Origin of the sequence: Shewanella sp. SM71 (assembly GCF_025653905.1) — a bacterium.
GTDB classification, from domain to species: Bacteria; Pseudomonadota; Gammaproteobacteria; order Enterobacterales; family Shewanellaceae; genus Shewanella; species Shewanella oncorhynchi.
The window spans coordinates 1-26,185 of the sequence record NZ_JAKKRW010000001.1 but is presented as its reverse complement, the minus strand read 5'-3'; the positions used below and the strand labels follow the sequence as shown (position 1 = coordinate 26,185).

The 26,185-nt window shown below is 45.1% G+C and carries 21 protein-coding genes and 2 rRNA genes; 9 read left to right on the top strand and 14 right to left on the bottom strand.

Features of this window, described 5'->3' with window-relative positions:
- The first annotated feature begins 46 nt into the window (after positions 1-46).
- From tal to L5L97_RS00105, 3 genes are all read left to right on the top strand, one after another.
- The gene (gene tal / locus L5L97_RS00115; RefSeq protein WP_263180752.1) at positions 47-1,003 is read left to right on the top strand and encodes a transaldolase; all 957 of its coding nucleotides are present in this window, start codon (positions 47-49) and stop codon (positions 1,001-1,003) included.
- A gap of 19 nt (positions 1,004-1,022) precedes the next feature.
- Positions 1,023-2,660: a glucose-6-phosphate isomerase gene (pgi, locus tag L5L97_RS00110; RefSeq protein WP_263180751.1), complete on the top strand. Its 1,638-nt coding sequence runs from the start codon at positions 1,023-1,025 to the stop codon at positions 2,658-2,660.
- 216 nt (positions 2,661-2,876) lie between these two features.
- Positions 2,877-3,062 carry a DUF3545 family protein gene (locus L5L97_RS00105; RefSeq protein ID WP_006080618.1) on the top strand — a complete coding sequence of 62 codons (186 nt, stop codon included), beginning with the start codon at positions 2,877-2,879 and terminating at the stop codon, positions 3,060-3,062.
- 310 nt (positions 3,063-3,372) lie between these two features.
- Here L5L97_RS00105 and L5L97_RS00100 read toward each other — a convergent pair whose 3' ends face one another.
- The 4 genes from L5L97_RS00100 to L5L97_RS00085 form a co-directional block, all read right to left on the bottom strand.
- The gene (locus tag L5L97_RS00100) at positions 3,373-3,909 is read right to left on the bottom strand and encodes a hemerythrin domain-containing protein (protein ID WP_263180750.1); all 537 of its coding nucleotides are present in this window, start codon (positions 3,907-3,909) and stop codon (positions 3,373-3,375) included.
- Between the two features lie 236 nt (positions 3,910-4,145).
- Positions 4,146-4,880 carry a hypothetical protein gene (locus L5L97_RS00095; protein ID WP_263180749.1) on the bottom strand — a complete coding sequence of 245 codons (735 nt, stop codon included), beginning with the start codon at positions 4,878-4,880 and terminating at the stop codon, positions 4,146-4,148.
- Positions 4,873-5,478 carry a sigma-70 family RNA polymerase sigma factor gene (locus L5L97_RS00090; RefSeq protein WP_105249949.1) on the bottom strand — a complete coding sequence of 202 codons (606 nt, stop codon included), beginning with the start codon at positions 5,476-5,478 and terminating at the stop codon, positions 4,873-4,875. The genes L5L97_RS00095 and L5L97_RS00090 overlap by 8 nt, the downstream gene beginning before the upstream one ends.
- Positions 5,479-5,523: 45 nt before the next feature.
- Positions 5,524-7,395 carry a vWA domain-containing protein gene (locus tag L5L97_RS00085; protein ID WP_263142716.1) on the bottom strand — a complete coding sequence of 624 codons (1,872 nt, stop codon included), beginning with the start codon at positions 7,393-7,395 and terminating at the stop codon, positions 5,524-5,526.
- Between the two features lie 232 nt (positions 7,396-7,627).
- On the opposite strand from L5L97_RS00085, the gene dauA reads away from it, so the two are divergent.
- From dauA to L5L97_RS00065, 4 genes are all read left to right on the top strand, one after another.
- Entirely contained in the window at positions 7,628-9,391 is a 1,764-nt protein-coding gene (gene dauA, locus L5L97_RS00080; protein ID WP_131525266.1) for a C4-dicarboxylic acid transporter DauA, read from the top strand.
- Between the two features lie 270 nt (positions 9,392-9,661).
- On the top strand, positions 9,662-10,153 hold the full coding sequence (gene purE, locus L5L97_RS00075) for a 5-(carboxyamino)imidazole ribonucleotide mutase (protein WP_028760937.1): 492 nt from the start codon (positions 9,662-9,664) through the stop codon (positions 10,151-10,153).
- The gene (gene purK / locus L5L97_RS00070; protein ID WP_263180748.1) at positions 10,153-11,256 is read left to right on the top strand and encodes a 5-(carboxyamino)imidazole ribonucleotide synthase; all 1,104 of its coding nucleotides are present in this window, start codon (positions 10,153-10,155) and stop codon (positions 11,254-11,256) included. The genes purE and purK overlap by 1 nt, the downstream gene beginning before the upstream one ends.
- A 163-nt stretch (positions 11,257-11,419) precedes the next feature.
- On the top strand, positions 11,420-12,673 hold the full coding sequence (locus L5L97_RS00065) for a sensor domain-containing diguanylate cyclase (protein WP_106649726.1): 1,254 nt from the start codon (positions 11,420-11,422) through the stop codon (positions 12,671-12,673).
- A 206-nt stretch (positions 12,674-12,879) separates the two neighbouring features.
- Here L5L97_RS00065 and L5L97_RS00060 read toward each other — a convergent pair whose 3' ends face one another.
- From L5L97_RS00060 to L5L97_RS00040, 5 genes are all read right to left on the bottom strand, one after another.
- Positions 12,880-13,497: a hypothetical protein gene (locus L5L97_RS00060; protein WP_302051421.1), complete on the bottom strand. Its 618-nt coding sequence runs from the start codon at positions 13,495-13,497 to the stop codon at positions 12,880-12,882.
- A gap of 167 nt (positions 13,498-13,664) precedes the next feature.
- Entirely contained in the window at positions 13,665-14,129 is a 465-nt protein-coding gene (locus L5L97_RS00055) for a hypothetical protein (RefSeq protein ID WP_168823560.1), read from the bottom strand.
- A complete protein-coding gene (gshA, locus tag L5L97_RS00050; protein WP_263180747.1) occupies positions 14,126-15,775 on the bottom strand; it encodes a glutamate--cysteine ligase in 1,650 nt (549 codons plus the stop codon). The genes L5L97_RS00055 and gshA overlap by 4 nt, the downstream gene beginning before the upstream one ends.
- A 185-nt stretch (positions 15,776-15,960) precedes the next feature.
- Complete coding sequence (locus tag L5L97_RS00045) at positions 15,961-18,813, bottom strand: M16 family metallopeptidase (protein WP_263180746.1); 2,853 nt, start codon at positions 18,811-18,813, stop codon at positions 15,961-15,963.
- 181 nt (positions 18,814-18,994) lie between these two features.
- Positions 18,995-19,420 carry a YqaA family protein gene (locus L5L97_RS00040; protein WP_219252009.1) on the bottom strand — a complete coding sequence of 142 codons (426 nt, stop codon included), beginning with the start codon at positions 19,418-19,420 and terminating at the stop codon, positions 18,995-18,997.
- 291 nt (positions 19,421-19,711) lie between these two features.
- Here L5L97_RS00040 and L5L97_RS00035 point away from each other — a divergent pair, with 291 nt between their 5' ends.
- Positions 19,712-20,965: a dicarboxylate/amino acid:cation symporter gene (locus tag L5L97_RS00035; protein ID WP_113941634.1), complete on the top strand. Its 1,254-nt coding sequence runs from the start codon at positions 19,712-19,714 to the stop codon at positions 20,963-20,965.
- 232 nt (positions 20,966-21,197) lie between these two features.
- The gene (locus L5L97_RS00030; protein WP_168823570.1) at positions 21,198-21,365 is read left to right on the top strand and encodes a hypothetical protein; all 168 of its coding nucleotides are present in this window, start codon (positions 21,198-21,200) and stop codon (positions 21,363-21,365) included.
- Between the two features lie 167 nt (positions 21,366-21,532).
- Here the strand turns inward: L5L97_RS00030 and L5L97_RS00025 are convergent, their stop codons facing one another.
- The 5 genes from L5L97_RS00025 to L5L97_RS00005 form a co-directional block, all read right to left on the bottom strand.
- Positions 21,533-22,663 (bottom strand): sodium ion-translocating decarboxylase subunit beta, encoded by a 1,131-nt coding sequence (locus L5L97_RS00025; RefSeq protein ID WP_263180745.1) that lies wholly within the window; start codon positions 22,661-22,663, stop codon positions 21,533-21,535.
- Positions 22,664-22,671: 8 nt separating this feature from the next.
- Positions 22,672-24,495, bottom strand: a complete 1,824-nt coding sequence (gene oadA, locus L5L97_RS00020) for a sodium-extruding oxaloacetate decarboxylase subunit alpha (RefSeq protein ID WP_263180744.1) — start codon at positions 24,493-24,495, stop codon at positions 22,672-22,674.
- Between the two features lie 11 nt (positions 24,496-24,506).
- Positions 24,507-24,773 (bottom strand): OadG family transporter subunit, encoded by a 267-nt coding sequence (locus tag L5L97_RS00015; protein ID WP_198573901.1) that lies wholly within the window; start codon positions 24,771-24,773, stop codon positions 24,507-24,509.
- A gap of 948 nt (positions 24,774-25,721) precedes the next feature.
- A 5S ribosomal RNA gene (gene rrf / locus L5L97_RS00010) occupies positions 25,722-25,837 on the bottom strand.
- Between the two features lie 140 nt (positions 25,838-25,977).
- Positions 25,978-26,185 (bottom strand): 23S ribosomal RNA (locus L5L97_RS00005); the annotation flags it as partial.

Here is a 26,185-nt window from a genome sequence, read left to right as displayed (position 1 = left end):
TCAGTGAATTCCGAGTTAAAACTGCTACCTGAGAAGGATGTTTTTCATGGCCAATACATTAGAGCAACTCAAGTTATATACCACTATCGTCGCTGACACAGGCGACATCGAAGCGATTAAACGCTACCAACCTGAAGATGCGACCACTAATCCATCACTCATCTTGAAAGCGGCTCAAATTCCTGAATATGAATCCCTTATAGAAAACGCTATAAACTGGGCAAAATCACAAAGTACCGATCTCGTGCAGCAACTTGATGATGCCAGCGACAAACTAGCGGTCAATATCGGCGTAGAAATACTGAAACTCGTTCCAGGCCGAATTTCAACTGAAGTTGATGCCCGTTTATCATTCGATAAAGAAAAATCAATCGCTAAAGCCCATAAATTGGTTCGCCTATATAAAGAAGCGGGTGTAGATAAATCACGCATTCTGATCAAACTCGCTTCAACTTGGGAAGGCATTTGTGCCGCTAAAGAACTAGAGCAAGAAGGCATCAACTGCAACTTAACCCTACTATTTAGCTTTGCTCAAGCGCGTGCGTGTGCCGAAGCGGGTGCTTATCTCATTTCTCCTTTTGTAGGCCGCATACTTGATTGGTACAAAAAAGATACGGGTAAAGATTACAATGCCGTAAATGACCCTGGTGTCATTTCAGTGACTGAAATTTATAACTACTACAAACAACACGGTTTTGACACTGTTGTTATGGGTGCAAGTTTCCGTAATATCGGTGAAATTATTGAGCTAGCAGGTTGCGATCGTCTGACCATTGGCCCTTCTCTATTAGAAGAACTGGCTAATTCGCAAGTTGACATCACACCTAAACTGGTTGCAGCAACGACCACTGTCGCTGCAGAACCCCCATTGACTGAAGCGCAATTCCGTTGGGACTTTAACCAAGATCCAATGGCGGTTGATAAGCTTGCCGAAGGCATTCGAAACTTTGCGATAGACCAAGGTAAGCTCGAAGTCATGCTCACGACTAAGCTCGCGAACTAAGCACTCTGGAGACGGTGAAATGACACTCTTGACCCAAAGCTCAACATGGCAAGCTTTATCAGCACACAGTAAAAATATTCCGCATATGCGGGAATTGTTTGCAACTGACGCAGCACGTTTCAATAAAATGTCGCTATCAGCCTGTGGTTTATTACTGGATTACTCTAAAAACAGAGCAACAGCGGAAACGCTGGATCTGTTATTTGCGTTGGCAAGCAATAGCCAACTTGAAGCAAAAATCAAAGCGATGTTTGCAGGTGAAATCATTAACACCACAGAGAAGCGCGCCGTACTGCACACTGCGCTTCGCAGTACTGCAGAACAATTGATTATTGCCGAGGGTCAAGACATAGTTCCTGAAGTTCAACAAACTCTAGATAAGATGCAAGGGTTTGTGAACTCAGTGACGTCAGGTCAATGGAAAGGTTACACAGGTAAAGCGATAACCGATATTGTCAGTATTGGTATTGGCGGCTCTTTCCTAGGCCCCAAAATCGTCTCTCAAGCGTTGCGCCCTTATTGGAACCCCGAATTAAATTGTCACTTTGTGGCAAACGTCGACGGGACTTCTATTAGTGAGAAGCTGAAGTTATTGGATCCTGAAACGACCTTGTTCATCATGTCATCCAAATCTTTCGGGACACAGGAAACCTTAACTAATACCCTCACCGCAAGAGACTGGTTCCTAGCGAAAGGCGGTTTGCAGTCTGATGTGGCAAAACACTTTGTCGCAGTCACTTCAAACGTGGCAAAAGCGACAGATTTTGGCATAGATGCAAACAATATTTTCCCTATGTGGGATTGGGTTGGTGGCCGTTACTCTCTCTGGTCAGCGATTGGCTTGCCGATTGCACTTTTGATCGGTATGGATAACTTCAGGGCTCTACTCACAGGTGCGCATCAGATGGATGAGCACTTCGCCACAGCACCACTGACTGAGAATATGCCGGTTATCATGGGATTACTCTCCCTATGGTACGGAAACTTCTTTAATGCTCAGTCCCATGTCGTATTAACCTACGATCATTACCTACGTGGTTTACCCGCTTATTTCCAGCAGCTAGATATGGAAAGTAACGGTAAATCAGTCACCTTAAATGGTACTGATGTTGACTACAGCACAGGTCCCGTCATTTGGGGGGGCGAAGGCACTAATGGCCAACATGCCTACCACCAGTTATTACATCAAGGTACCGCACTGATCCCTGCCGATTTCATTATGCCGCTGCAAAGCCATAATCCTATCGGTGAGCACCATGACCAATTAGCGTCAAACTGCTTCGGTCAAACCCAGGCCTTAATGCAAGGTCGTACTTTTGATGAAGCTTTAGCCGAACTTGCTAATAGCGCATTATCCGCCACAGAGAAGCAACTGATCGCTCAACATAAAGTCATGCCTGGTAACAAGCCGAGCAACACCTTACTTATGGATAAGCTCACTCCAAGTACCCTAGGCGCTTTAATTGCCTTGTATGAACATAGAACCTTCGTTCAAGGTGCTATTTGGGATATCAATTCCTTCGATCAATGGGGTGTAGAACTCGGTAAGAATCTCGGTAACGATGTGTTAGCACGCATTGGCGCAGAGCAAGATTCCGATGCTTTAGATGCCTCAAGCAACGCATTGATTAACCTTTATCGACAAGGCAAAATCTAATCGAACAAAAAGCCAGCAATTGCTGGCTTTTTAATTCTACCCCGTTCTTTTTATTAAATTTTTCTGCTTAACTCCGCTCTACTTCTGCATATAACATCAATGACATATCACTCAAAGTTCATTTCAACTTAACACAAATGAAACATAATTCTTGCACCCTGTTTTAAAAATATGTTATTTAATCGCTGACAAAACATACAACAACAGGAGGTTGCCATGGATCGTTTAGATTATGGTTGTGCGCTAGATGAAGTCGTTGAAAGACCCGATCGTTCGCGAGGCTCCAATAAAAAGCGTAAATGGCGTGAGATCGAAGCGTTAAAAGATAAGCATCGTTTGCTCAAAGAACTCCAAGAAATCGATAATAACTTTAACTACGACATTGATGCTATCCAGTTGTAATTACATGTTTATATGAGCTAGTTATCATTTCAAACATGAATAGAAAAGCGCCCTTCGGCGCTTTTTTATTTACAACTATTGGAGCAAACAGAATATAAGCGGGGTATGACCTTACGAGCCGGAGCTTTAAAAAACACATAAAAACCAGTGATTTACGATAAAAACCAACGTCATCGACTCCGATAATACTTTACAAATTCCAACCAACTTTGGCTCACGAGACATCGCCGTCAGAATCAAAAATGTGCTCCTCAGCCTTATAAAAACACCAGCTTAAGCCCACAACATGGACCCAATAAACTAAAGAGTATTAGTCAGATGCTGTGAGATAAACCCGTAAATCTTCAAATTCTTTCTGCTCTCGATCCAGAAACAAAGGATCATCGATCAGCGATTTCTGACACTCTAACTCAATAACTTGCCAATCTTGCTCAGTTAAAATTTTGGCTAACAAAGGAAATATTTCCCGTTCCTCCATCTGCATATGTCGCTCTTGCAATGCGACATACTCTGCAAAGTCAACAATCAGTTTCTCGCGGGCAACCACAATATCACTGAGGATCAAGTTTAAAGTCGCCATCAAGGTCGCCGAGGATTGGATCACCGACTCATGTTCGGCACTCAATTTATCGATAGTATCGTTCGTTTTATGGGCTAGGTAGTAGGCATAAATAATGTCTTCAATGGGATGATGGCAACGTTCAGCATATCCTTGCATATATTCAACAATATCGCGCACGACGCTGAAGTTGATTGACTCACCTTCGGATAGTTTCATCTGCTTGTTTTTTAAAACATTTAGCAATACAGCTATATGTTTATGATCATGCATGAGTCTTTTAAGCATAATGCCTCCTGAATATGGGTCTGACTATTGATACTAGCCAAGTCGTGAACTAACACCAATATAACAGGCTAAAACCTGTTCACTTTATGACGTTGATCAAGTAAATCACATACCAAACAGTAAACAGACCACAAACATTAGCACGTCTCGGCATATTTCAGGGAAATTTAGCTGTTTATCTCACCACTTTGCGATTTCTAATCACTTTTTTATTCGTAAATACCACAACCACATAGTTACTTGGCAAGCTGATGTAATTGCTGTTGTAGCTTTTTAAACTCAAGTCTTAATACTTGCTGCGATTCGATTAGCTGCGCTTCATCGACATCCTTAACTGCAAGATACGGGTAATCCTTGAGCAGTTTTTGTTCCAGCACGAATGCTTGACCAGTCTCCTTCGCTTCGATGAGGACTTGTAACCGATGTAAATACTCAGTCAATGACACTTGGTTGATTTCAGCAGGCTCAGATAATCTTGGTGCATTCATAGACCTTGCAGCGATAGCGGGGCTAATTGCATCCTGCTGCTCAGTTGCTCCCAATGCGGCTTTAGCTTGCTGCATTTCCATCTGTCTTTTATGTTCAGCCACGGCTTCTGTTTGCATGTTTAAAGATTGCATCGCTTCAGTATCAGCCATTCTTGCCATTGTTTGTGGCGCAGGGGCACTCATCACCATAGGACTTGGAGCAAGTGCATCTTCGACTTGAGGTCGATTCAGCACCAGCAGACCAACAACAAGCACTAACGATGCCGCGCTCGATAACGCCCAAGGATGGCGTCGCCAAACGGAACTTGGCGCTTCAACGGCGGTTATTTTGCTTTGATGCATTTCAGCTAAGTGAGTTTGCGCCAGCTGTAAGATATCTTGATCGAGTTGCTGCGGTGGAACCTCTAAGGCCTGCTGGTGATACCAAGCCAGCACTTCCTGTTGTAATGCGCGCTCATCAGCACTTGAAGAAGAATTACTCATGACCCGCCTCCTGCCATTTCGCGCTGACACAATCTTTTAGGCTTTGGTAAGCATAACGAATACGGCTTTTAGTCGCTTCTAAGGTCACGCCCGCAATGTCGCTAATGATGGCAGCCGTAAAACCCATTTCAATATTCAGGATAAATGCCTCTTTCTGAACTTGGGGTAACAGTGCGATACAGGTCTTTAGCAATAAGCTCTTTTGCGCTTCTTGCCACTGCACATCGGGCTTATCTTGCTCACCCGCCACAAAAGTATCGAGTCCTGCATCATCTTCATCAGTAGCGACTAAATCCACGGGCTTAACCGCCCGAACATGATCAATCAATAAGTTATGAGCGATACGATACAACCAGGTAGTAAACTTGGCACTGGCTTCATAGTTAGCCGCAGCGCGGATCACCCGCCCCCAGGTTTCTTGATACAAATCTTCAGCTAACTGCTTATCACCTAACTGGCGTACAAAGTAGCGATAGAGTGCACCTTTGTGCTTCAGGTATAACTGTTCAAATGCTTTTGAATCGCCCTTGGCATAGCACAACATCAATTGCTCATCTGAGTGCTCATGGTTTGATAATTGCGCTATTGCTAATGCCACGGGAAATTCCTCATCATTGGGGTTAGCCCCACGAATTTACTTTTACTATTGTAATCTCTCATTGCGCGTATTGCTCTTGTCTCTCACTGGCTCGCCATGAAGCTTATCTTGGGGAGGAAAAGGTTTATCCGTACCATCGAATACCTTCTTAATCGGCACATGATTAGATTGCTCTATGGCCGCGGCGGTTTCCATTAATTGCACAAACTCATGGCGATATCCAAAGGGATCGTCCCCTAATGCCGAACGTGCTAACTGGCTTAACTTAGTATAATCAAATTGATGTAGATAATGGCTGCCATTCAGTAATTGCCCTAATCCTGCAACCGCTGCTGCAAATCTAAAATCATCACTCGCTTGTTCTAACAGCTTAACATTTTGGTCTAACCTGATGGGATAACTCAGTAACTGACTCTGTGTTTGCTCTGGCAACTTGTATCTCAGTTTAAGGAAAGCGATTTCTTCACGGCTGTATTTTTCTTGCCCCGTTTGAGCATCAACGCCATATCTGAGTTTATCATTCGCCATCTGCCCTGCTTCAACATATCTTAATTCATATAAGGCAGTCACTGTATGACCCGCGCCAATTTCGCCCGCATCCACCTTATCGTTGTTGAAATCCTCCCGTGCTAAAGCACGATTCTCATAACCGATTAGACGATACTCAGACACTAAGGCCGGATTAAACTCCACTTGCACTTTGACGTCTTTAGCAATAGTGAACAAGCTTGAACTTAACTCGTCCACCAGCACTTTTCGCGCTTCATTCAGGGTATCGATATAGGCATAGTTACCATTGCCCTTATCCGCTAATTGCTCCATGAGTTGATCGTTGTAATTCCCCAAACCGAACCCTAAGGTTGTCAGGCCAATACCATGATCTTTTTCCTTCTCAATCAAGGCAATCAAATCATCAAAATCTGTCATACCAACGTTGAAATCACCATCAGTCGCGAGGATGACTCGATTAATACCATGGGGGATAAAATGCTTTTTCGCCAATTGATAGGCTTGTGTGATTCCTTGCCCACCATTGGTTGAACCACCGGCGCTCAATTGCTCTAACGCATAGGTTAAAGTTTGAGTGTCATTACCCGACGCGCCATCGAGCACTACACCAGCAGCCCCTGCATAAACCACAATAGAGACTTTATCCTGCGCGCTTAATTGCGCCGTCAGCAACTTGAGTGCTGTTTGCAGTAAAGGCAATTTATCGGTAGATGCCATAGAACCTGACACATCGAGCAAAAAGACTAAGTTACTAGCACCTAACTGAGATTTAGGTAAGTCATACCCTTTAAGACCAATCCGTAACAGCATCATGTCATCGTTATAAGGGGATGACGCAAGCTCTGTCGTAACGCTAAACGGCGCGGCATTTTTAGCAGGTAAGGGATAGTCGTAGGAAAAATAATTGAGCATTTCCTCAACTCTGACTGTACCTTTCTCGGGCAAGCGCCCTTCCCTCAGCATCCGCCTTAAGGTGGCATAACTGCCAGTATCAACATCGATGGAAAAAGTCGATACTGGAATTTCTCCTGCCACCATGATGCCATTTTGTACCAGCGGCTCGAATTTATTTTGTGCTAACAGAATCGCGGCATAGTCTGACGGCATTGGGGCTATGTTCATTCCCATCACTGCACCATGGGTAGACATTTGCATCGGCGCCGCGACTCTGGCCATCTCAATCTTAGTAGCATCACGCATTTCAGCACGGCGCAGTGACACTTCTTTATGACTCTGTTCGGCTTGCAGCTCCGCTTGTCGTTGTTGAGCCTCAGAACCTTTACCGCCACAGGCCGTTAAACTCAGCATGACTAAGAATAAAGCTGCGCTATTGCTCGCCGATATGCTGGCGTTTCCCCAAGGTAATAAGGAATGTGCAATGGTTTTCTGGGAGTATATTGTTTTCATATTGAATGCCTTTGATGTTGACCTAAGGCTGTAAACGGCGCAAATGACTAAAAGGGTTAAAGTATCAAAATATTTTACAAACCACTCTTAAATGAGAATCAAACAGCCTCCAAGCACACTATTTATACAAAACAAAGTATTTTCAATCGTTTTTGCAATCAAGCTCACACTGCGGCTTGTATCAGGTCACTAAAATAGAAGCTTGTTACTCGCCTCGCTATGGGACCCACTCGTGTCACACTCAGCTCATTTGTTTTCCCTAAGAATCGCCCACGCACTCACAGAAGCTTGCGTGAAGGATAAGTATTCGTTTAAACGTTTTGGGCAAGATCTTCTTGCAGGTCTCACTGTCGGCATTATTGCCATTCCGTTAGCAATGGCATTAGCCATTGCCAGTGGAGTAGCACCTCAATACGGTTTATACACTGCGATTGTCGGCGGTTTTATTATCGCCATATCTGGCGGCTCACGTTATAGCGTGTCAGGCCCGACAGCGGCATTCGTGGTATTGCTCTATCCAATAGCCCAACAATTTGGTTTAGCAGGATTATTAATCGCAACTGTGATGTCCGGAATGATACTCGTCGGCATGGCAATGCTGCGACTTGGTCGATTAATTTTGTATATCCCTGAATCCGTCACCTTAGGCTTTACCGCGGGGATAGGTGTCGTCATCGCTACCTTGCAGCTCAAAGACTTTTTCGGACTCGAGATAGCCCAAATGCCAGAGCAATATCTGGCTAAGTTGATGACATTAGCTCAAGCGCTACCCTCGGTGCATTTACCTAGCCTACTGGTAGCATCCGCGACCTTAGCGACTATGCTACTTTGGCCAAAACTCAAAACACCCGTGCCAGCGCACCTTCCGGCTATTATACTCGGCACTATGTTCGCCTTGGTTCTCAATGCCATGGGTGCAGATATAGAAACCATAGGAACCCGTTTTCACTATCAACTGAGTGATGGCACCACAGGCATGGGAATTCCTGCCGTATTACCCAGTTTCGAATGGCCTTGGCTGCAAGCTGGCGCGAATGGCCAAGCGTTTCAGTTTAATCTCGCGACCTTTCAAGCTTTATTACCAGCCGCCTTTGCCATTGCCATGTTAGGCGCAATTGAATCGCTACTGTGTGCAGTGGTGCTCGATGGCATGACAGGTAAACGTCACAGTGCCAACAGTGAATTACTAGGGCAAGGTATAGGTAATATCATCACACCGTTTTTTGGCGGTATACCGGCCACTGCAGCAATTGCCCGTAGCGCGGCAAACGTCAAAGCGGGAGCTCAGAGCCCGATAGCGGCCATGATCCACGCCATAGTAGTCTTAATTGGTTTAGTCGCCTTAGCGGGCGTATTAGCTTATTTGCCCATGTCAGCCATGGCAGCCCTGCTACTTGTTGTGGCTTGGAACATGAGTGAAGCCCACAAGGCACTACATTTAATTAAAACTGCGCCCACCAGCGATATCATGGTTTTTGTCAGTTGTTTTTCATTAACGGTTATTTTCGACATGGTGATCGCCATCAGTGTTGGAATTATCCTTGCTGCCTTGCTGTTTATGAAAGAAATTGCCGAGATGACAAAGCTTTACGATATCAGCACCAACAAGCGTTATGTGGATCAAGAGCTACCTGCCGATTGGGCTGTCCTTAAAATTAACGGGCCGCTATTCTTCGCTGCTGCTGACCGCATTTTCTCCGAAATCGCGAGTCTCACCGAAGATAAACAAGTGATAGTGCTTTATCTCGATGGAGTATCTATTCTGGATGCGGGAGGATTAGCCGCACTGACGAAACTGATTGAAAAATGCAAAGCAAATAAAACTAAGCTCATTATCGCCGATCTGCAGTTCCAGCCCATCCGAACGCTGGCGAGAGCGAAGATCCAGCCAATTGAAGGTGTATTGAAGTTTTACTCGACCCTACGTGAGGCAATGACAGAAGCGCCAGTTATCACTCAGCAAACAGAAATTACTACGGATAAGCAAATACTGTAAACCTTGCAACCCAATATCAGCAGCTTATGACTGCAAACTAATGCCAAAGGCCAACCTCAGTGTTGGTCTTTTTTATTGCTCCATCACCTCACCTATTCATCGCCGCGAAAGACGTTTTTTCACACGCAAAAACGGGCAGAAATCGCTAGGATCATGGTATTATTCAGCGCCATGATGCTAGCTACCGATGACGGCTAGACAAGCATCAACTGTACCTAGACCTGAAACAAGGTCAAAATATAATTAAAATTAGTGAGTTAAGGAGTTATCATGCAAGCCCTTGTTGCTGTTGTTATGGGTTCTAAAAGTGATTGGCCCACGATGGAAGCCGCCGCTGAAATAATGGATAAACTGCAAGTGCCTTATCATGTTGAAGTGGTTTCCGCCCATAGAACGCCAGATAAACTCATGGAGTTTGCAGCCTCTGCCGCCGAACGTGGTTTTAAAATCATCATTGGTGGCGCCGGTGGCGCAGCGCACTTACCCGGTATGATTGCCTCTAAAACTCGCTTACCCGTATTAGGTGTACCAGTCCAAAGTAAAGCACTGTCAGGTATGGATAGCTTATTGTCTATCGTTCAAATGCCAAAAGGCATTGCCGTCGGCACCTTAGCCATAGGCACAGCGGGCGCATTCAATGCAGGATTATTGGCCTGCCAAATCCTTGCGAATAACGATGCAGAATTAGCGGCTCGTGTTGACGCTTTCAGAGAAGAACAGACCCGTGCGGTACTGGACAATCCAGACCCGAGGGAAGTCTAATGACCCAGACAAACACTAAACCTAAGGTTTGGGTATTAGGTAATGGTCAGCTGGGCGCCATGTTGACCCACGCTGGTGAGCCATTAGCGATTGAAGTTAACGCCGTCGATATCATGACGCCTACGGATGACATTCTGCCACTCGCGCCCCACGACATTATTACCGCCGAGCGCGAACAGTGGCCAGAGTCCGCCCTGAGTTTACAACTCAGCTCACACCCCCATTTTGTTAATGGTCCGGTATTTAGCCGTTTAGCCGACCGTTTTAGCCAAAAGAGTCTACTCGACCAGCTCAGCGTTCCCACGGCGCCTTGGACCTTAGTCGACGATAACACCCAAGTCGATACCCTGTATCAGCACTATGGTCCTAGAGTCTTGATGAAACGCCGTACTGGGGGTTATGACGGTAAAGGTCAACATTGGCTTAAACAAGCCGAAACGGGTGATATTCCAAATGATTGGCGTAACCTTGCGATTGCTGAGCAAGCGATTAATTTTGATGAAGAAGTATCATTGGTTGGCGTGCGTACTCGCGAAGGCGAATGCGTGTTTTATCCGCTGACGCTGAACTTACATCAGGACGGCATTTTAATGGCGTCGATTTCGCCACTGGCACGCTTAAGCCCTTTGCAAGCCCAAGCCGAAACTATGCTCAGCGCTATTATGCACGAACTTGAATACGTTGGCGTAATGGCGATGGAATGCTTCCGTGTTGGCGATGAGTTACTGGTGAATGAGCTGGCACCGCGAGTGCACAACTCTGGCCATTGGACTCAAGCCGGAACCCATATGGATCAATTCCAGCTGCATCTTAGAGCACTTTGCGGAATTGCGATCCCACAGCCACAAGTGAATTTTCAGTGTGTTATGGTCAACCTTATCGGTATCGATAATGACCCTCGCTGGTTAAGTTTGCCCAATGCAGAGTTGTACTGGTACAACAAAGAAGTTCGCCCGGGTCGTAAAGTCGGACATTTAAACCTATCAGTGCCAAATCAAACTGTGCTCAACCAGAGCATAGCCGCACTGCAAACTTGGATGCCAATCCAATACCAAGCACCATTAGCTTGGATATTGGCCGAATACGCAGAAAATTTGCGTTAATTCAGTATTTAGTACCAAAATCACTGATATGAAATTGTTCACAGTTTCATATCAGTTTATATTTCAATTTTCGTTATATACTTAACTGAACTCAGTGTGAATACGTTAGTGATGTATAGCATTCAATGATTACTAGCAATGACACAGATAAAGGAATAGTCGAGTGAAATTAAGGGATAATTTCAAACGTAAGACCATAGATCGCTTAGATTATCGCTATCATCTGCTACTGCTTATAGTGCCGATATGTCTATTCATCCTGCTGTTTATCTTTAATGCACCCACAGAAAATTGGACTATCCTGCCCTTACTGTTTGTTTGCATCATTTATATTTTTGCCTACAGCCTAATTTACTATTTGCATCAGGGTCGTTTAACTCGACTATGGCAGCATTTAGAGCAAGTCGTCACCATCAACGATGCCATCTATGAACTCGCACATCTCTCGAGCCATTATAAAAATGAGCATGCCTTTCTGGACGCCTTACTCAATAAAGCCGTGTACGTGATTAATGGTGCCGAAATGGGCAGCATCATTAAAATCAACGAGGTGAATAATAAACTGTATTTTGAATCTGTCGTGGGGCTCGATTTAGCAAAGCTCAGACAACTGGATTTTACCTTAGAGCAAACTTTTGAATATCGACTCACTGAAGGGAGATGCGATCAAGTAGTGGTCATCAATGATATGAAGAATATCAATGCGGCTAGCACCTTAACGGAAGATGATCAAAAAGTGTTACTCTCAGTGTCGAAGCAGCCGATACGCTCAACCCTGTCTAGCCCTATTCGTATTGATGGCAAACTGTATGCCATGCTCAATCTCGATAGCAGTAGCCTTGGCGCCTTTAGCGATTACGACCGCAATCTTGTCTCTATCCTAACTCACGAAGCTAGCAATGCCATTGCGCTCTATCAGAAGTCACTGCAGATCACTAAACTTGCCAATTTTGATCCATTAACAGGACTTTATAATCGAAAGAATTTTGAAGATGAACTGCACCATTGGCAGCACAAACCTCACTTAGGCAGTTTTTTAATTATTATCGATATGGACAATCTCAAGTCCATTAATGATGCCTATGGGCACCAGATGGGTGATGTTGCCATCAAGCGAACGGCCACTGCCATGCTCACCTATTGGCAAAACAAAGGCATTATTTCCCGTTTTGGTGGCGATGAGTTTGTCGCTTTATGCCATGGGCCGTTAGCTCAAATTGAACAGGACTTAGATGATATGCGCAAAACCTTGAATCAAGGTTCAGAGCTTAGCCTAGGTTTTAGTTTTGGTATTGCCCCCTTCGAAGCCGATTGGTATCAATCCTTTAAGACTGCAGATCATGCCATGTATGAGCAAAAGCGTGCAAAGAAAAAAGCCATTCAGGCATTAGAAACCTTCGCAGTGAAAGCGCAATAAATCAATTGAAGTATGGTGCTGCAGCCGATGTCAAAAGGCTAATATCAACAATCAGTAAGCGTCGGAGTTGAATATCTGAGTTTAAGATTTGAGTTTACAATCTCGATTAGCTATCTCAATTAGCTAGCTCGATTAAATATCTAAATTGAACACCGACAGTCAGCCATTCTCACTTAGGTGGCTGACAATGATATAGAAACGTAATCTTAACCAAAAAATAAACGCCACAGCCAAGATGAATCTAAATCTTCTTGGCAGGTTTTATATTGAGCCGCGTAGCGTTTCGACCTCGCATCCACCTTGTTCGCCACTTTCACTAACCACGCCTTAGATTTATAACTGCCACGGCGATAACCGCCCCAGCCTTCGTGATAATTAAGATACTGCGCCCGCGCATCCCATTTAGATACGCCATTTATCTTATGGGTTTTGCTGATAAACCAGCCCATAAAATCCAAGGCATCATCGAAATCACTGCGGCTCGACCAACTGTTTCCCGTCTCACGCACATAATCATCCCACGTCATGGTCTTAGCCTGCGCATAACCATAGGCATCGCTGGCACGGCCAATAGGGATAAAACCTAAAAAGTATTCCATCGGTGGCGCGGCGTTGTGCTTGAATGAGCTTTCTTGATACATCATAGCTAACGGCACATGCACTGGCACACCCCATTTATCACGGACATCTTTAGCGGCATCGTACCAATCTCGGTGTTCTTGAAATATCTCACACAAATTTTCGGGAGACTTAGGCGGAGATGTCGCGCAACCAGACAAGATGCCGAGACTGGCGCAGAGTAAGATAGCGAAGGATTTATTCATTAATATCATGTTCTTTGGAGAGTTAGCTCGCGCCATAATGTCATAGACTCAGGCTGAGGCAAGCATAAAAAGCCTTTTTTGCGCTTAGAAGATCTCAGCGCTAGAGGCTAAATCAATATGATTTAAATCGAATGTAGCTGGCTTACCACTTGAGCTTAACACTTTGGCTATTTCGTTTCGGGACTCAGCTCAAACTGACACTCATGATCTTCTTGCTGCCACACGCCGGGTTCCCAATACGCAGTGTCTTTACCCATATAGCGCTTATCAGTGTGAAATAACGCACCGATATGATAACGCTGATGACTTTCGACATTGAGCTTGAATACTTTGGGTGTCCGCGCGGCAAGCGTGACAGACAAACTTGGATCATCAATCAGCTCCGCAACGGTAAATTCATATTCGCCAGGCGCTAACTGATAATTAGGCTTAGAAACGACTGCCTGCCCGTTTAAATGGGTCACCACAACTCGATACCAGTGAGTACTGGCATCGGGCTGCAAATAACCCGACACAGTACCACAGCCCAGTGGGTCTTCAGGTGACGCGGCGCAGCCAGATAACAAGGCACTGAACACAATCAAAGCTGCGCGGGCACGTAGGCCAGTGAAAGAGAATAACCCCTCTTTCACGGCTTCACTCCAAAGTAATCTTCCAGATAATCATCGAATGAAACTGCACTCTGCGCCGCCTCTAGTTCAGCTTGCTTGTTAAGCGAACTGGATGCTTCAGCTTGATACTGCGCTATGGTCTCGCTCGACAAGGGATAATCGATAAAGTATTGATAGTATTGCTGCGCTAACGTCATCACCCACTGACCATGATCTTGGCCCTTGTTGATCACGTTTTGCAGTACTTGTCCCGACAGGGTTAAATTCGGATCTTCAGCCGCTTTACGCCAATGGGCCAAAGCCACTTGATAATCCGTCCCCTCACCATCAAGCAATACTGCCAAAGGTTGCAAGGCATCAAACAACTCTTCTAACCAAGATTTAAGCGAATGTGAACCGTCTGCAGTTAATAACTCAAGCCCAGGTTTACGGCCTTCAAGCACCACAGCTTTAAGATTCGCGCTTAATCTCGCCTCTTCGCTCGCCTCAGACTTAGGCGACTGCGTTAATAAACAATAGAGTAGGAATAAATCGAGGAAACGTACTTGTGTCGCCTCAATGCCAACTGGGCTAAATGGATTAACATCCAACGCTCTCACTTCAATGTATTCCACCCCAGCACGGGCCAGAGCTTCAGACGGTTTCTCGCCACTACGTGTGACCCGTTTCGCACGGATTGGCGAGTAGAACTCGTTTTCAATCTGCAATACATTGGCATTAAGTTGACGATACTCACCATCGACTTTAACGCCGATATTAGCAAAGTTTGCTGAAGGCATTTTAGTGGCAGCATTCACGCCAGCCAGATACTCAGGCAAAGAGTTATAGCTGATATTTAGATCTTCTTGCTCTTTGTTGGTGTAGCCTAAATCACTCATACGCAACGAAGTGGCATAGGGCAGATACAGAGTTCCATGGCCCGTTTTTTCAAACTTGAGGTCGGTTTTTTGATCTTTAATAAAGGAGCTACATAACGCTGGCGAGGCACCAAATAAATAAGGAAGTACCCACACTAAACGGCGATAGTTACGGATCAAGCCGAAATAGGATTCTGAAATAAAATCATCGTAAGTTAACTCTTTATCACTTAACTCATACAGGCTTTGCCATAATTCTTGCGATACCGAAAAGTTAAAGTGCACCCCAGAGATGATCTGCATCAGGGCACCATAACGATAGGTTAACCCCTTACGATACAAGGTTTTCATCATGCCAGTATTCGATGAGCCATAGCGGGCAACGGGGATCTGTTGCTCATCTTTCACATAGCAAGGCATGCTCACGGGCCACAAACGTTGACCATTTAAGTGGCGCACGCTGAAGGCATGAGTCTCAGTTAACCCTGTGAGAAGTTGCTCAACATTGTGATTTACTGGCGTAATAAACTCGAGCAAGGCTTCACTGTAATCCGTCGTAATACGTGAATGCATTAACGCCGAGCCTAAGGCTTCGGGATGCGAGTCTGTAGCGAGATAACCAAACTCATCAATCCGCAACGCCTCACGTTCTATGCCACGTAACATACCCAAGAGTGCGGTGCGCCCATTGGCGTCCGAGAGATATTGTACTAATTCATTGAATGACTTCAATTTGCGCTTCTCTAATTGGTGATTCGCTATCGCGACAAGGTTAACAGTCAGACCTTTATTTTGAGGCTTATCTTGCAAAATATGCCTCAAAATAAATCTAAACCTGTCTGTGGGGCAAGCCAAATTCACACCTTGTATGATTAAAAGCAGACGGTGACAGCTAATGCTGTCACCGTCTTTCGATGTAAATCCGGTAAATATGGGGCAAATAGTCGTTAACTAATGCACCCGTCTATCTACCTATATAAGGGCGAAATACTAATTTACAATACTAAAGTTTCAATTGGATAGCCCAATACCGCTAAATCCGCTTCAATTGTCGCTTTATCTCCCACCACCAGAATCACCATTTTATTGATATCTAGCTCGGAAGCCGCGAGGGCATTGAGTTCATCTTTTGTTACAGTATTAATGATCTTGTCCTGTTGAGTCGTAAAATCTTGACTCAATTGGTAACGTTGGATCATCCGTATAAAGCCCGCTTTTTGATACGGTGTTTCATAATCAAGTGCTTGGCCTTGCGAGACTGAATTTCGCATAAAGGCAAGTTCAGCATCTGTCATGCCCTGCTGCTGATAAGCACTGATTTCTTTTACAAACTCAATGAGTGCTTTCGCCGTCACGTCACTGCGAACGTTACTTGATGCGACAAAATCGCCCACTTCAGCACCGCCAGTAAAACGAGTGCGAGCACCATAGGTATAACCTTTATCCTCACGTAAATTTAGGTTGATACGGCTATTGAATGCGCCGCCTAACGGATAATTCATCAGATAGGATTTAAAATAATCGCCTGTGGCATCGTAGGGTAATGCGCGCTTGGCAATATTGATTACCGATTGCGCCGCACCAGGTTTATCAATCAGATAAATTGTGCCGCCTTTTAATGCAGGGAGTGGCTTAAGTGGCGGTATCACAGCTGCTTCTCCTTTCCACTGGTTTAATCCCGCTAATTTAGGCAGCAATGCAGATTCAGATAAATTAGCAACAGTGACAATTTTAGCGTTGCCGCCTTGATACTGCTGGGCATAAAATGCTTTTACATCGGCTAACGTAAGCGCCGCGACAGAATCGAGCGTGCCGAGATCATTCACACCTAACGCATTGTCTTTACCGTATAACAAAGACGACAACGCCGTATCAGCCAGATAGCTAGGATCAGACTGCATATGCTGGATCTGTTGTAATTGCTGTTGTTTCACTCGCGCAAAGTCAGCTTCGCTGAACGCTGGCTGAAACAGCTTTTCTTCCATAATCGCCAGCGTCTCATCTAAATGTGCTGTCAGAGCTGATACTTTGATCGAACTTTGATATTCAGACGCACTAAAGTCGACACTACTACCTAGCATTTCTAAGGCTTGTGATAGTGCTTCACTGCTGCGCTTCTGGCTCGATTCATTAAGCATTTCCGCAGTCAGCGTTGCTAAGCCTACTTTTTCGACGGGTATGAGTCTGTGGCCACCATTGAGATAAACAATTAACTCAACTGTTGGTGTTTCAGTACTTTGAGTGCCCATGACTTCGATGCCATTGGCTAAGGTTTTTGTCCAAATTTTAGGTACTTTGAGCATAGGTGCAACGCCAGATGCAGGCATCTTAGTCCGATCAAAACTTGAAACAAGTTCAGGCTTGGGCAAATCCCCCTCTACCGCAGAGTGTGCAATCGGCAACGTTGCTGGCGTGAAGTTATCCGCATGGGCAATAAGTGACGTCATTCCCTGCGGCACCACACTCATAACCACCATAGGTTTATCTTTAATGTATTGCTTAAACACGCGCATCACATCGTCTTTGGTCACATTGGCATAACGATTCAGATCTGAGGCAATCATGTTCGGATTGCCCGACAGCGTTTGGTTCATCGCTAAGGTCGACACTTTGCCAGAAACACTCTGCAGGCTATAAATGGTATCAGCCTCAAACTGCACTTTGACTTTTTGCAGATCGTCATCGGTAACGCCACGTTGCTCAAACTCCTTAATCGAGTCGAGAATACGTTGCTCCAGATCCGCCAGTTTGCCGCCCTTTTCAGGATTGGCTAAAGCATAAATCGACATCTGACACGCAAGCTCTTGACAAGGATGACTCACATTAGCCTGCACGGCATAACCGTCCTTAACCAAGTTTTTATATAATAAGGATGTTTTACCACCACCTAAAATATTGGCCAACAGATCGAGCGCGGCCTCATCTGAATGTCTAGCGTATACGGTTGGAAAACCAATACGGATCAAAGGCAAGTGCACTTGATCTTCCATGGAGATGTAACGCGTCTTGTCTAAGTTAACCAGCGCCTTTTGCTCTAACGAGACTTCAGGGCCGCGGGGGATTTCACCAAAATATTTATTGACCCAGGCTAAGGTTTGCATTTCATCGAAATCGCCACCTATGGTCAAGGTCGCATTGTTAGGACCATACCAACGTTGGAAAAAGTGTTTAACATCGTCAACCGTGGCGCGATTAAGATCGTCCGGCCAGCCAATTACAGGCCAAGAATAAGGATGACCGACAGGGTACATGGCTTGGCTAAAACGCTCACTCATGCGGCCATAGGGCTGATTATCGATACGTTGTGCACGCTCGTTTTTGACGGTTTCGCGCTGCACTTCGAATTTTTCACTGGTGAGTGCGGGCAACAAAAAGCCCATACGGTCCGACTCAAGCCACAACATTTTTTCTAATTGATTGTTGGGAACTGTCTCAAAATAATTGGTTCTGTCGGTATTAGTCGTGCCATTTAGGGTACCACCGGCTTCGGTAACCACTTCAAAATGCTGCTCATCGGCAACATGCTGCGAGCCTTGGAACATCATGTGTTCAAATAAATGCGCAAATCCCGAACGCCCAGCTAATTCACGGGCAGAGCCCACATGATAAGTGACGTCGACATGCACTAAGGGATCTGAATCATCTTGATGTAAAATAACCGTTAACCCATTGGCTAATTGGTACTTTTTGTAGGGGATCCCTACTTGCGAATCGGCCAATTGCACATTTTCGATAAGTTTAACGCCTGCGGGCAAGTTCGCCGTAGTCGTTTCAGATGCACAACCCGCAAGTGCGGCAGAAATTGCGACCGCTAATATCCATTTCTTCAAAACATTCCCCTCATACATCAATGGGCCAAAAATACAGCTTCATAATCATAGTGCTGCGTTTAGTCATAGTGCGCTTGAATGATTAAGCATTGGGATTTATGACTCGCAAAATTAACACTAAGTTCCTATCTATACAGTAAATTCAGTCTAAACGGAAAAACACTCCCCACCCTTGACCATTAAATACATCCTAGCGCCATCATGCCATCCATTGCAGCACGGCAGCGGCAATAATTAAGTAACGAATTGTTTTACCAATTAAAATCATCACCAAAGAGGGTATTAGCGGTAGTCTCAACCAACCCGCCAATAAACAGAGAATATCGCCGACAACTGGTGCCCATGAGAGTAACAACGCCCACACGCCGTAGCGTTCAATCAAGGTGAGCCCCTTTGCGTGTTTACCTGTCGCTAACGCTTCTGGTGATTTTGCGAGGCGACCTAAGCGGCCTAAATAGAAACTGGTCATCGCGCCCAACGTGTTACCAATACTGGCCACCACGACCAGCGCAACCCAAGCCTCTGGAGTTTTGTTTAATAGCGCCACGAGTAAGACTTCAGATCCCCCCGGTAACAAAGTGGCCGCTAAAAAAGCGCCGGAGAACATAATGCCTAACTCAGTCATAATGGCTTACTCAATGATAAATCTCTCTTTTTGTATTCAATGCGATGAGGTTTGCCATGGGTTAATTGAATGTTTCACTTAATCTTTTTACAACAAACTCACTTATCACAATAAGTTATAAGAAAAACGGTTTGTTATAACCCTAGCTCTGTCGATACAATGGTTAACTATGGCAGGCAATAACCATGCGCATGACTGAGAGCGCGTTAACATCACGCTCATCTCGTTAAATACGAATCCTATCATCGCAGGCCTATTGGCTCACTCTTAATTTATTTTTCTGGAATATGCATGATCCTTCAAACCATTAGCCGCATTCCGTTTTGGCAAAAAGTCTTAGCAGGCTTTATCTTAGGTGCGCTCGTTGGCGTTATTTTAGGTGAAAGCGCCACAGTGCTAAAACCATTAGGTGATCTGTTCATTGGGGCCATTAAGATGTTGGTCGCACCTTTGGTATTTTGTGCCATTGTCGTGAGTATCACATCGCTCAACTCGCAAACCAGTCTGAAACGCCTGAGCTTGAAAACTTTGGGTATGTTCATGCTGACAGGCACAATCGCCTCTCTGATCGGCTTAGCTGTGGGCTCAATGATCGACATGGGTGGCACCATGCAACTCACAACGACTGAAGTGCGCGAGCGTAATATTCCCGGTTTCGCACAAGTGTTGCTCGACATGATCCCTGTCAATCCTTTTGCTTCACTCGCTGAAGGCAATGTACTGCAAATTATCGTGTTTGCAGCTTTGGTAGGTATCGCTATCAATAAAGTCGGCGAGAAAGCAGAGCCATTAAAACGCACCATTGAAGCAGGTGCTGAAGTCATGTTCCAACTGACTCGCATGGTCTTAAAACTCACTCCTATCGGTGTGTTTGGTTTAATGGCATGGGTTGTGGGTGAATATGGTTTATCAACCTTATTGCCTTTAGGTAAGTTTATCGGGGCTATCTACATTGCCGCTTTTATCCACATCATCTTTGTTTACGGTGGCTTAGTGAAATTTGTCGGTGGTTTAAGCCCACTGCAATTTTTCCGCAAAGCTATGCCAGCGCAGTTAGTCGCCTTTAGTACTTCCTCAAGTTTCGGTACTTTACCTGCGAGCACCCGCGCAGTCGAAACCATGGGTGTATCAAAGCGTTATAGTGCCTTTGTGATGCCATTAGGTGCGACCATGAACATGGACGGTTGTGGAGGTATTTACCCTGCGATTGCCGCTATCTTCATCGCGCAGATTTACAATATTCCGCTCGATACACTGGACTATGTGATGATCGCCGTGACTGCGACAGTAGCTTCTGTTGGTACCGCTGGCGTACCAGGAAGTGCGATGGTGATGTTAACTGTCACCTTAGGTGTGATTGGTCTGCCACTTGAAGGCATTGCCTTTATCGCCGCGATTGACCGTATTATCGATATGATCCGCACAGCAACGAACGTAACGGGCGATATGATGACTGCTGTTGTGATTGGTAAATCCGAAAATGAACTCGATGAAGTACAGTTCTATTCGAATGACAATCAAGACATTACACCTGTGAGTTCGTAGCAATAACAATACTGTATAAACAGTATTAAGCTAAATCATCAGTACCATTGACCACAGTAAGAGACCGCTTCGGCGGTCTCTTTTATTATCCTGCAAACAGTCTTTAATCTATTGGCTTTAGAGACCACAATCGACTTCGACAGTCTCTATTAACTGCAAAATAGGTTACTCAAATAAGATCAAGCTGTTAGACTCTAAAACTACTCTAACTCACACTTTAGCAGAACAGACAATGACGAGACTCTTCCTTATCCCGCTGATCCTATGTTTGTTTTGGGCGTTATTTTTAAAAGCCAACAAACTCACGCTAAAACAAGGCCGGCGAGGTTTTATCTACATTATCGGTATAGGTGGCGGGCTGATTTTAATCCTTATGGCATTACTCTGGTTAACAGCTTAGGTTAATACCAAGGATTTATAATATAAATGAGTGACTTAATAAAAAAGCCAACTCAATACTGAGTTGGCCTTAGTGATAAAACAGCGTTAACAACTAGAATAAATTCGAAGATAAACCCGCTTAATTTACCCACTCAGTCAAGCACAATCAGTTAACCCAATCTGTCATCACCCCAGCACGGCAAGCAAAATCCCCGCAGCCACAGCAGAACCTAGCACTCCCGCCACATTGGGACCCATGGCGTGCATTAACAAGAAGTTGTGTTGGTTGGCCTCTAATCCAACTTTGTTCACGACTCGTGCTGCCATAGGTACAGCCGACACCCCTGCGGCACCAATCAACGGATTAATCTTACCACCCGACAACTTACACATCAGTTTTGCCATCAATACACCTGCAGCAGTACCAATGCCAAATGCTAAAGCTCCCAATACCAAAATTCCTAAGGTTTCCAGTCGCAGGAATTGATCGGCTGATAACTTAGAACCGACAGCTAGACCTAAGAAAATCGTAACGATATTGATAAGCTCGTTCTGCGCCGTTTTCGATAATCTATCCACCACGCCCGATTCACGCATCAAGTTACCAAGACAAAACATACCCACTAACGGCGTGGCCGCAGGTAGGAAGAGAATCGTTAATCCCAGTACCATCAAAGGGAAAATGATCTTTTCCTTTTTACTGACTTCGCGCAACTGCTCCATTTTAATTTCGCGCTCGGCTTGAGTTGTCAGTAAGCGCATGATCGGCGGTTGAATAATCGGGACTAACGCCATGTAGGAATAGGCCGCGACCGCGATCGCCCCCAATAACTCAGGCGCCAGTTTTGAGGCAAGGAAAATCGCCGTTGGTCCATCAGCACCGCCAATAATCGCAATGGCCGCCGCGTCCTTGATAGTGAACTCAAAGCCCGGCACTAAGTTCAGCGCTATTGCGCCAATCAGTGTCGCAAAAATCCCAAACTGCGCAGCCGCCCCTAATAACAGAGTTTTAGGATTCGCGATCAAGGCACTAAAGTCGGTCAGCGCGCCGACGCCCATAAAGATCAACAGTGGGAACACCCCAGTCTCAATCCCAACATGATAGGCGTAATACAGCATGCCACCTTCTTCGGTAAATCCCGCGTGGGGAATGTTCGCCAGCACTGCACCAAAACCAATGGGCAACAATAGCAAAGGCTCAAATCCACGCACTATGGCGAGATACAAGAGCAAAGCGCCCACTGCCATCATCAACACTTGCCCGCCAGTAAAATGGGCAATACCTGTCTCGGCCCAAAAAGCCATTAAACCTTCCATAATGACTCCTACGCCAAGGCCAGTAATTGAGAACCCACAGACACTGAGTCACCTTCTTTCACCCAGAGCTTAGCGATAATGCCATCGCCCTGAGCACGAATTTCAGTTTCCATCTTCATCGCCTCAAGGATGATCACGACATCGCCTTCACACACTCTATCGCCAGGAGAAACATGCACTTTGAAGATATTGCCCGACAAAGGCGCGCTCATTTCAAACCTGATTTCACCATGGCTTGTTGCTGGCGTTGTACTCTCAGTCACAGCTTGCACAGCATGAACACTTTGTCCCTGTGGCTGGATTTGCGAGATCTCACCGCCTGCGGCAACTTCAACTATGTACTCTTGCCCTTCGACAGTGACAGTGTAAGTTTCAGGGCCACGATCCGCAGCATTAGTAGCAAGTGCCGAAGTCAGCTCAGGTTTAGGCTCGAAGGCGCTCGGATCGTCACGATTCTTTAAGAACAGCAATCCTATTTGTGGGAAGAGTGCATAGGTCAGCACATCATCGTCATGCTCTGAAGATAGGCGAATGCCTTGTTCCTGTGCTTTATCAGCTAACTCAAGCCGTAATTTAGCCAGCTCTGGCGTTAATAGGTCTGCAGGACGACATGTAATAGCTTCAGCCCCTTGCAAGACTCTAGCTTGCAATGCGGCATTAACTGGCGCAGGTGTCGTGCCATATTCGCCCTTAAGCACGCCTTCAGTCTCTTTAGTCAGTGACTTATAACGCTCACCCATCAACACATTAATGACCGCCTGCGAGCCGACAATCTGCGATGTAGGTGTCACTAAGGGCAAAAAACCTAAGTCAGCACGCACGCGGGGAATTTCTTCCAAGACCAAGTCCATCTTATCGGCCGCGCCTTGTTCCTTAAGTTGGCTCTCCATATTGGTCAGCATGCCACCAGGCACTTGTGCACGTAAGATCCGCGAATCAATGCCTTTCAGCGCGCCTTCAAACTTAGCGTACTTCTTGCGTACTTCACGGAAATAAGCGGCAATCTCCTCAAGCAATACCATATCGTAACCAGTCGCACGCTCAGTATCTTCCACCATAGCGATAACGGTTTCAGTAGCAGTATGTCCATAGGTTTGGCTCATCGACGAAATTGCCGTATCGAGCACATCGATACCCGCTTCAATGGCTTTCTGGTAAGTGGCGGTACTTAATCCTGTCGTCGCATGGCAATGCATAGATAACACGAGTTGCGTTTGGGATTTTAGTCGACTGATAAGCTCAAACGCTTCCATAGGCTTAAGTAAGCCCGCCATATCTTTGATACACAAAGAATCACATCCCATATCTTCGAGACGTTTTGCCATATCAACCCAAGTCTCTATGGTATGCACTGGACTTGTGGTGTATGAGATCGTCCCCTGCGCATGGCCACCAACTTGGCGCACCGCTTTCACCGCAGTTTCGAGATTACGAACATCATTCATTGCATCGAAAATACGAAATACATCGACGCCATTGGTATGGGCGCGCTCAACAAAACGCGTGACTAAATCATCGGCATAATGGCGATAGCCTAATAAGTTTTGGCCACGCAGCAGCATTTGTTGCGGCGTATTTGGCATGGCCTTTTTCAACTCACGAATTCTGTCCCAGGGATCTTCACCAAGATAACGAATACAGGCATCAAAAGTCGCCCCGCCCCAAGATTCCAACGACCAGAAACCAATCTTATCGAGTAACGGCGCTATAGGTAACATGTCATCAATGCGTAAGCGCGTCGCTAAAATGGATTGATGTGCGTCCCGCAATACGACATCAGTTAAAAATAATGGCTTAGCCACTGCTGTCGTAGAATTAGATACAAAAGTCATACTGCTCCCCATTACTTAATCTTTGAACGATACTGCTTTACCGCTAGTGAAATCGCAGCGACCAAGCTTGGATCTAAAGGTTTAGCATCAGATTGCGCTACCCTCTGCTGACTCTTAGCATGATTTTTAGCAAAACGTGCAGATGCAGCATCGACTGCACACCAACGCGCAACCAAATGAATCCCAAGGATTAGTACACTTAAAAATAAATAAACTAAGCCCATCCCCAAAAACATAATGCCAACGGCATCCAATAAAGATTGCGTTACATCCTCCATAGCCCCCTACCCCTTACTCTCTAGATCCCTATCAACAGCGCGATTGCCCCAAAATCATCGCTATCGCATTACAAGTTCAAAATTCATCAAATGAACAGCTCCAAACTATGGTTCTTCCGTAAACAGACACATAGCAATCACCAATCAGAAAAAATCGAATAAAAAATCACATTTTAAAGCTAACTAATCACACAACAAGAAAGCCAGCTAAACTCAACCTGCTAAGAACATAACCAATTGATAACAAAAAAACCATACCAGTGTAAATTGGTCTTACCAACATCAAGTAAATCCACAGGCGACAAGTTATTAATTCTCATAAATCGAGCGATTAATTCAATATTCCATAATGAAACAAGCATAATGTTGGATTTAAGCTGAAGTGATGTCTTAGGCTAAAAAATGATTCCTAAATTGAAAACAACGAGCATAGGAATAAACCAAGTGAAAAAATATGCAAATTTAACAATCCAAGTCACTGCTATTTGATTCTGAGAGAAGATAAAAAGGAATGTCGTTCTGAAGGCATTGATTGAAGAAGAGGAATGGGTTCAATCTAGACAAATTAAATCATCCATTTTGACAACTTAAGTATCCGCCTTGGTATCAACGCCGAGAAGTGCCCGACAATACGATCTGTGTCTCGAACAGTTACCTTGAGAGATACGTAACAGTATTACCTCAGAAAACCTTAGCCTCTTAGTTATGCGCAGGATTAAGCAATAGGACTAGGGCAAGAACGAAATGAGAAATCCTAGGATCGACAAGGTGAGTTGGTGAGTTGGTGAGTTGGTGAGTTGGTGAGTTGGTGAGTTGGTGAGTTGGTGAGTAAAAATAGCAGAGAAACATGCAAGCTGAAAGAAAAACGGACTAATTTCTACAAATTGCGAATGCAAAAAAGCCAGCTTATTCAGCTGGCTTCGTTACATCTCAATGAGATAATTAGGCGCTTGGCGATGACCTACTCTCACATGGGGAGACCCCACACTACCATCGGCGCGTTTGCGTTTCACTTCTGAGTTCGGGATGGGATCAGGTGGTTCCACAAGGCTATTGTCACCAAGCAAATTCTGTTTATTACCGTGTCCATCTCTGGACCACGTTAATAATAATTCGGAAAGCTGATTTGCTTTATTTGAGTCTTTAACTTTATCAAGTATCTGTATTCTGTCTAAGGCTTCTTTGTAAAACCCATCTGGGTTGTATGGTTAAGCCTCTCGAGTCATTAGTACATGTTAGCTCAACGCCTCACAACGCTTACACACCATGCCTATCAACGTCCTAGTCTCGAACGGCTCTTTAGAGGAATTAAATTCCTAGGGATGACTCATCTTAGGGCTCGCTTCCCGCTTAGATGCTTTCAGCGGTTATCGATTCCGAACGTAGCTACCKGGCAATGCCATTGGCATGAC

Coding starts and splice junctions, on each gene's coding strand:
- tal (WP_263180752.1), top strand. CDS start 47: ATGGCCAATACATTAGAGCAACTCAAGTTATATACCACTATCGTCGCT.
- pgi (WP_263180751.1), top strand. CDS start 1,023: ATGACACTCTTGACCCAAAGCTCAACATGGCAAGCTTTATCAGCACAC.
- L5L97_RS00105 (WP_006080618.1), top strand. CDS start 2,877: ATGGATCGTTTAGATTATGGTTGTGCGCTAGATGAAGTCGTTGAAAGA.
- L5L97_RS00100 (WP_263180750.1), bottom strand. CDS start 3,909: ATGCTTAAAAGACTCATGCATGATCATAAACATATAGCTGTATTGCTA.
- L5L97_RS00095 (WP_263180749.1), bottom strand. CDS start 4,880: ATGAGTAATTCTTCTTCAAGTGCTGATGAGCGCGCATTACAACAGGAA.
- L5L97_RS00085 (WP_263142716.1), bottom strand. CDS start 7,395: ATGAAAACAATATACTCCCAGAAAACCATTGCACATTCCTTATTACCT.
- purE (WP_028760937.1), top strand. CDS start 9,662: ATGCAAGCCCTTGTTGCTGTTGTTATGGGTTCTAAAAGTGATTGGCCC.
- purK (WP_263180748.1), top strand. CDS start 10,153: ATGACCCAGACAAACACTAAACCTAAGGTTTGGGTATTAGGTAATGGT.
- L5L97_RS00060 (WP_302051421.1), bottom strand. CDS start 13,497: ATGAATAAATCCTTCGCTATCTTACTCTGCGCCAGTCTCGGCATCTTG.
- L5L97_RS00045 (WP_263180746.1), bottom strand. CDS start 18,813: ATGTATGAGGGGAATGTTTTGAAGAAATGGATATTAGCGGTCGCAATT.
- L5L97_RS00040 (WP_219252009.1), bottom strand. CDS start 19,420: ATGACTGAGTTAGGCATTATGTTCTCCGGCGCTTTTTTAGCGGCCACT.
- L5L97_RS00035 (WP_113941634.1), top strand. CDS start 19,712: ATGATCCTTCAAACCATTAGCCGCATTCCGTTTTGGCAAAAAGTCTTA.
- L5L97_RS00030 (WP_168823570.1), top strand. CDS start 21,198: ATGACGAGACTCTTCCTTATCCCGCTGATCCTATGTTTGTTTTGGGCG.
- L5L97_RS00025 (WP_263180745.1), bottom strand. CDS start 22,663: ATGGAAGGTTTAATGGCTTTTTGGGCCGAGACAGGTATTGCCCATTTT.
- oadA (WP_263180744.1), bottom strand. CDS start 24,495: ATGACTTTTGTATCTAATTCTACGACAGCAGTGGCTAAGCCATTATTT.
- L5L97_RS00015 (WP_198573901.1), bottom strand. CDS start 24,773: ATGGAGGATGTAACGCAATCTTTATTGGATGCCGTTGGCATTATGTTT.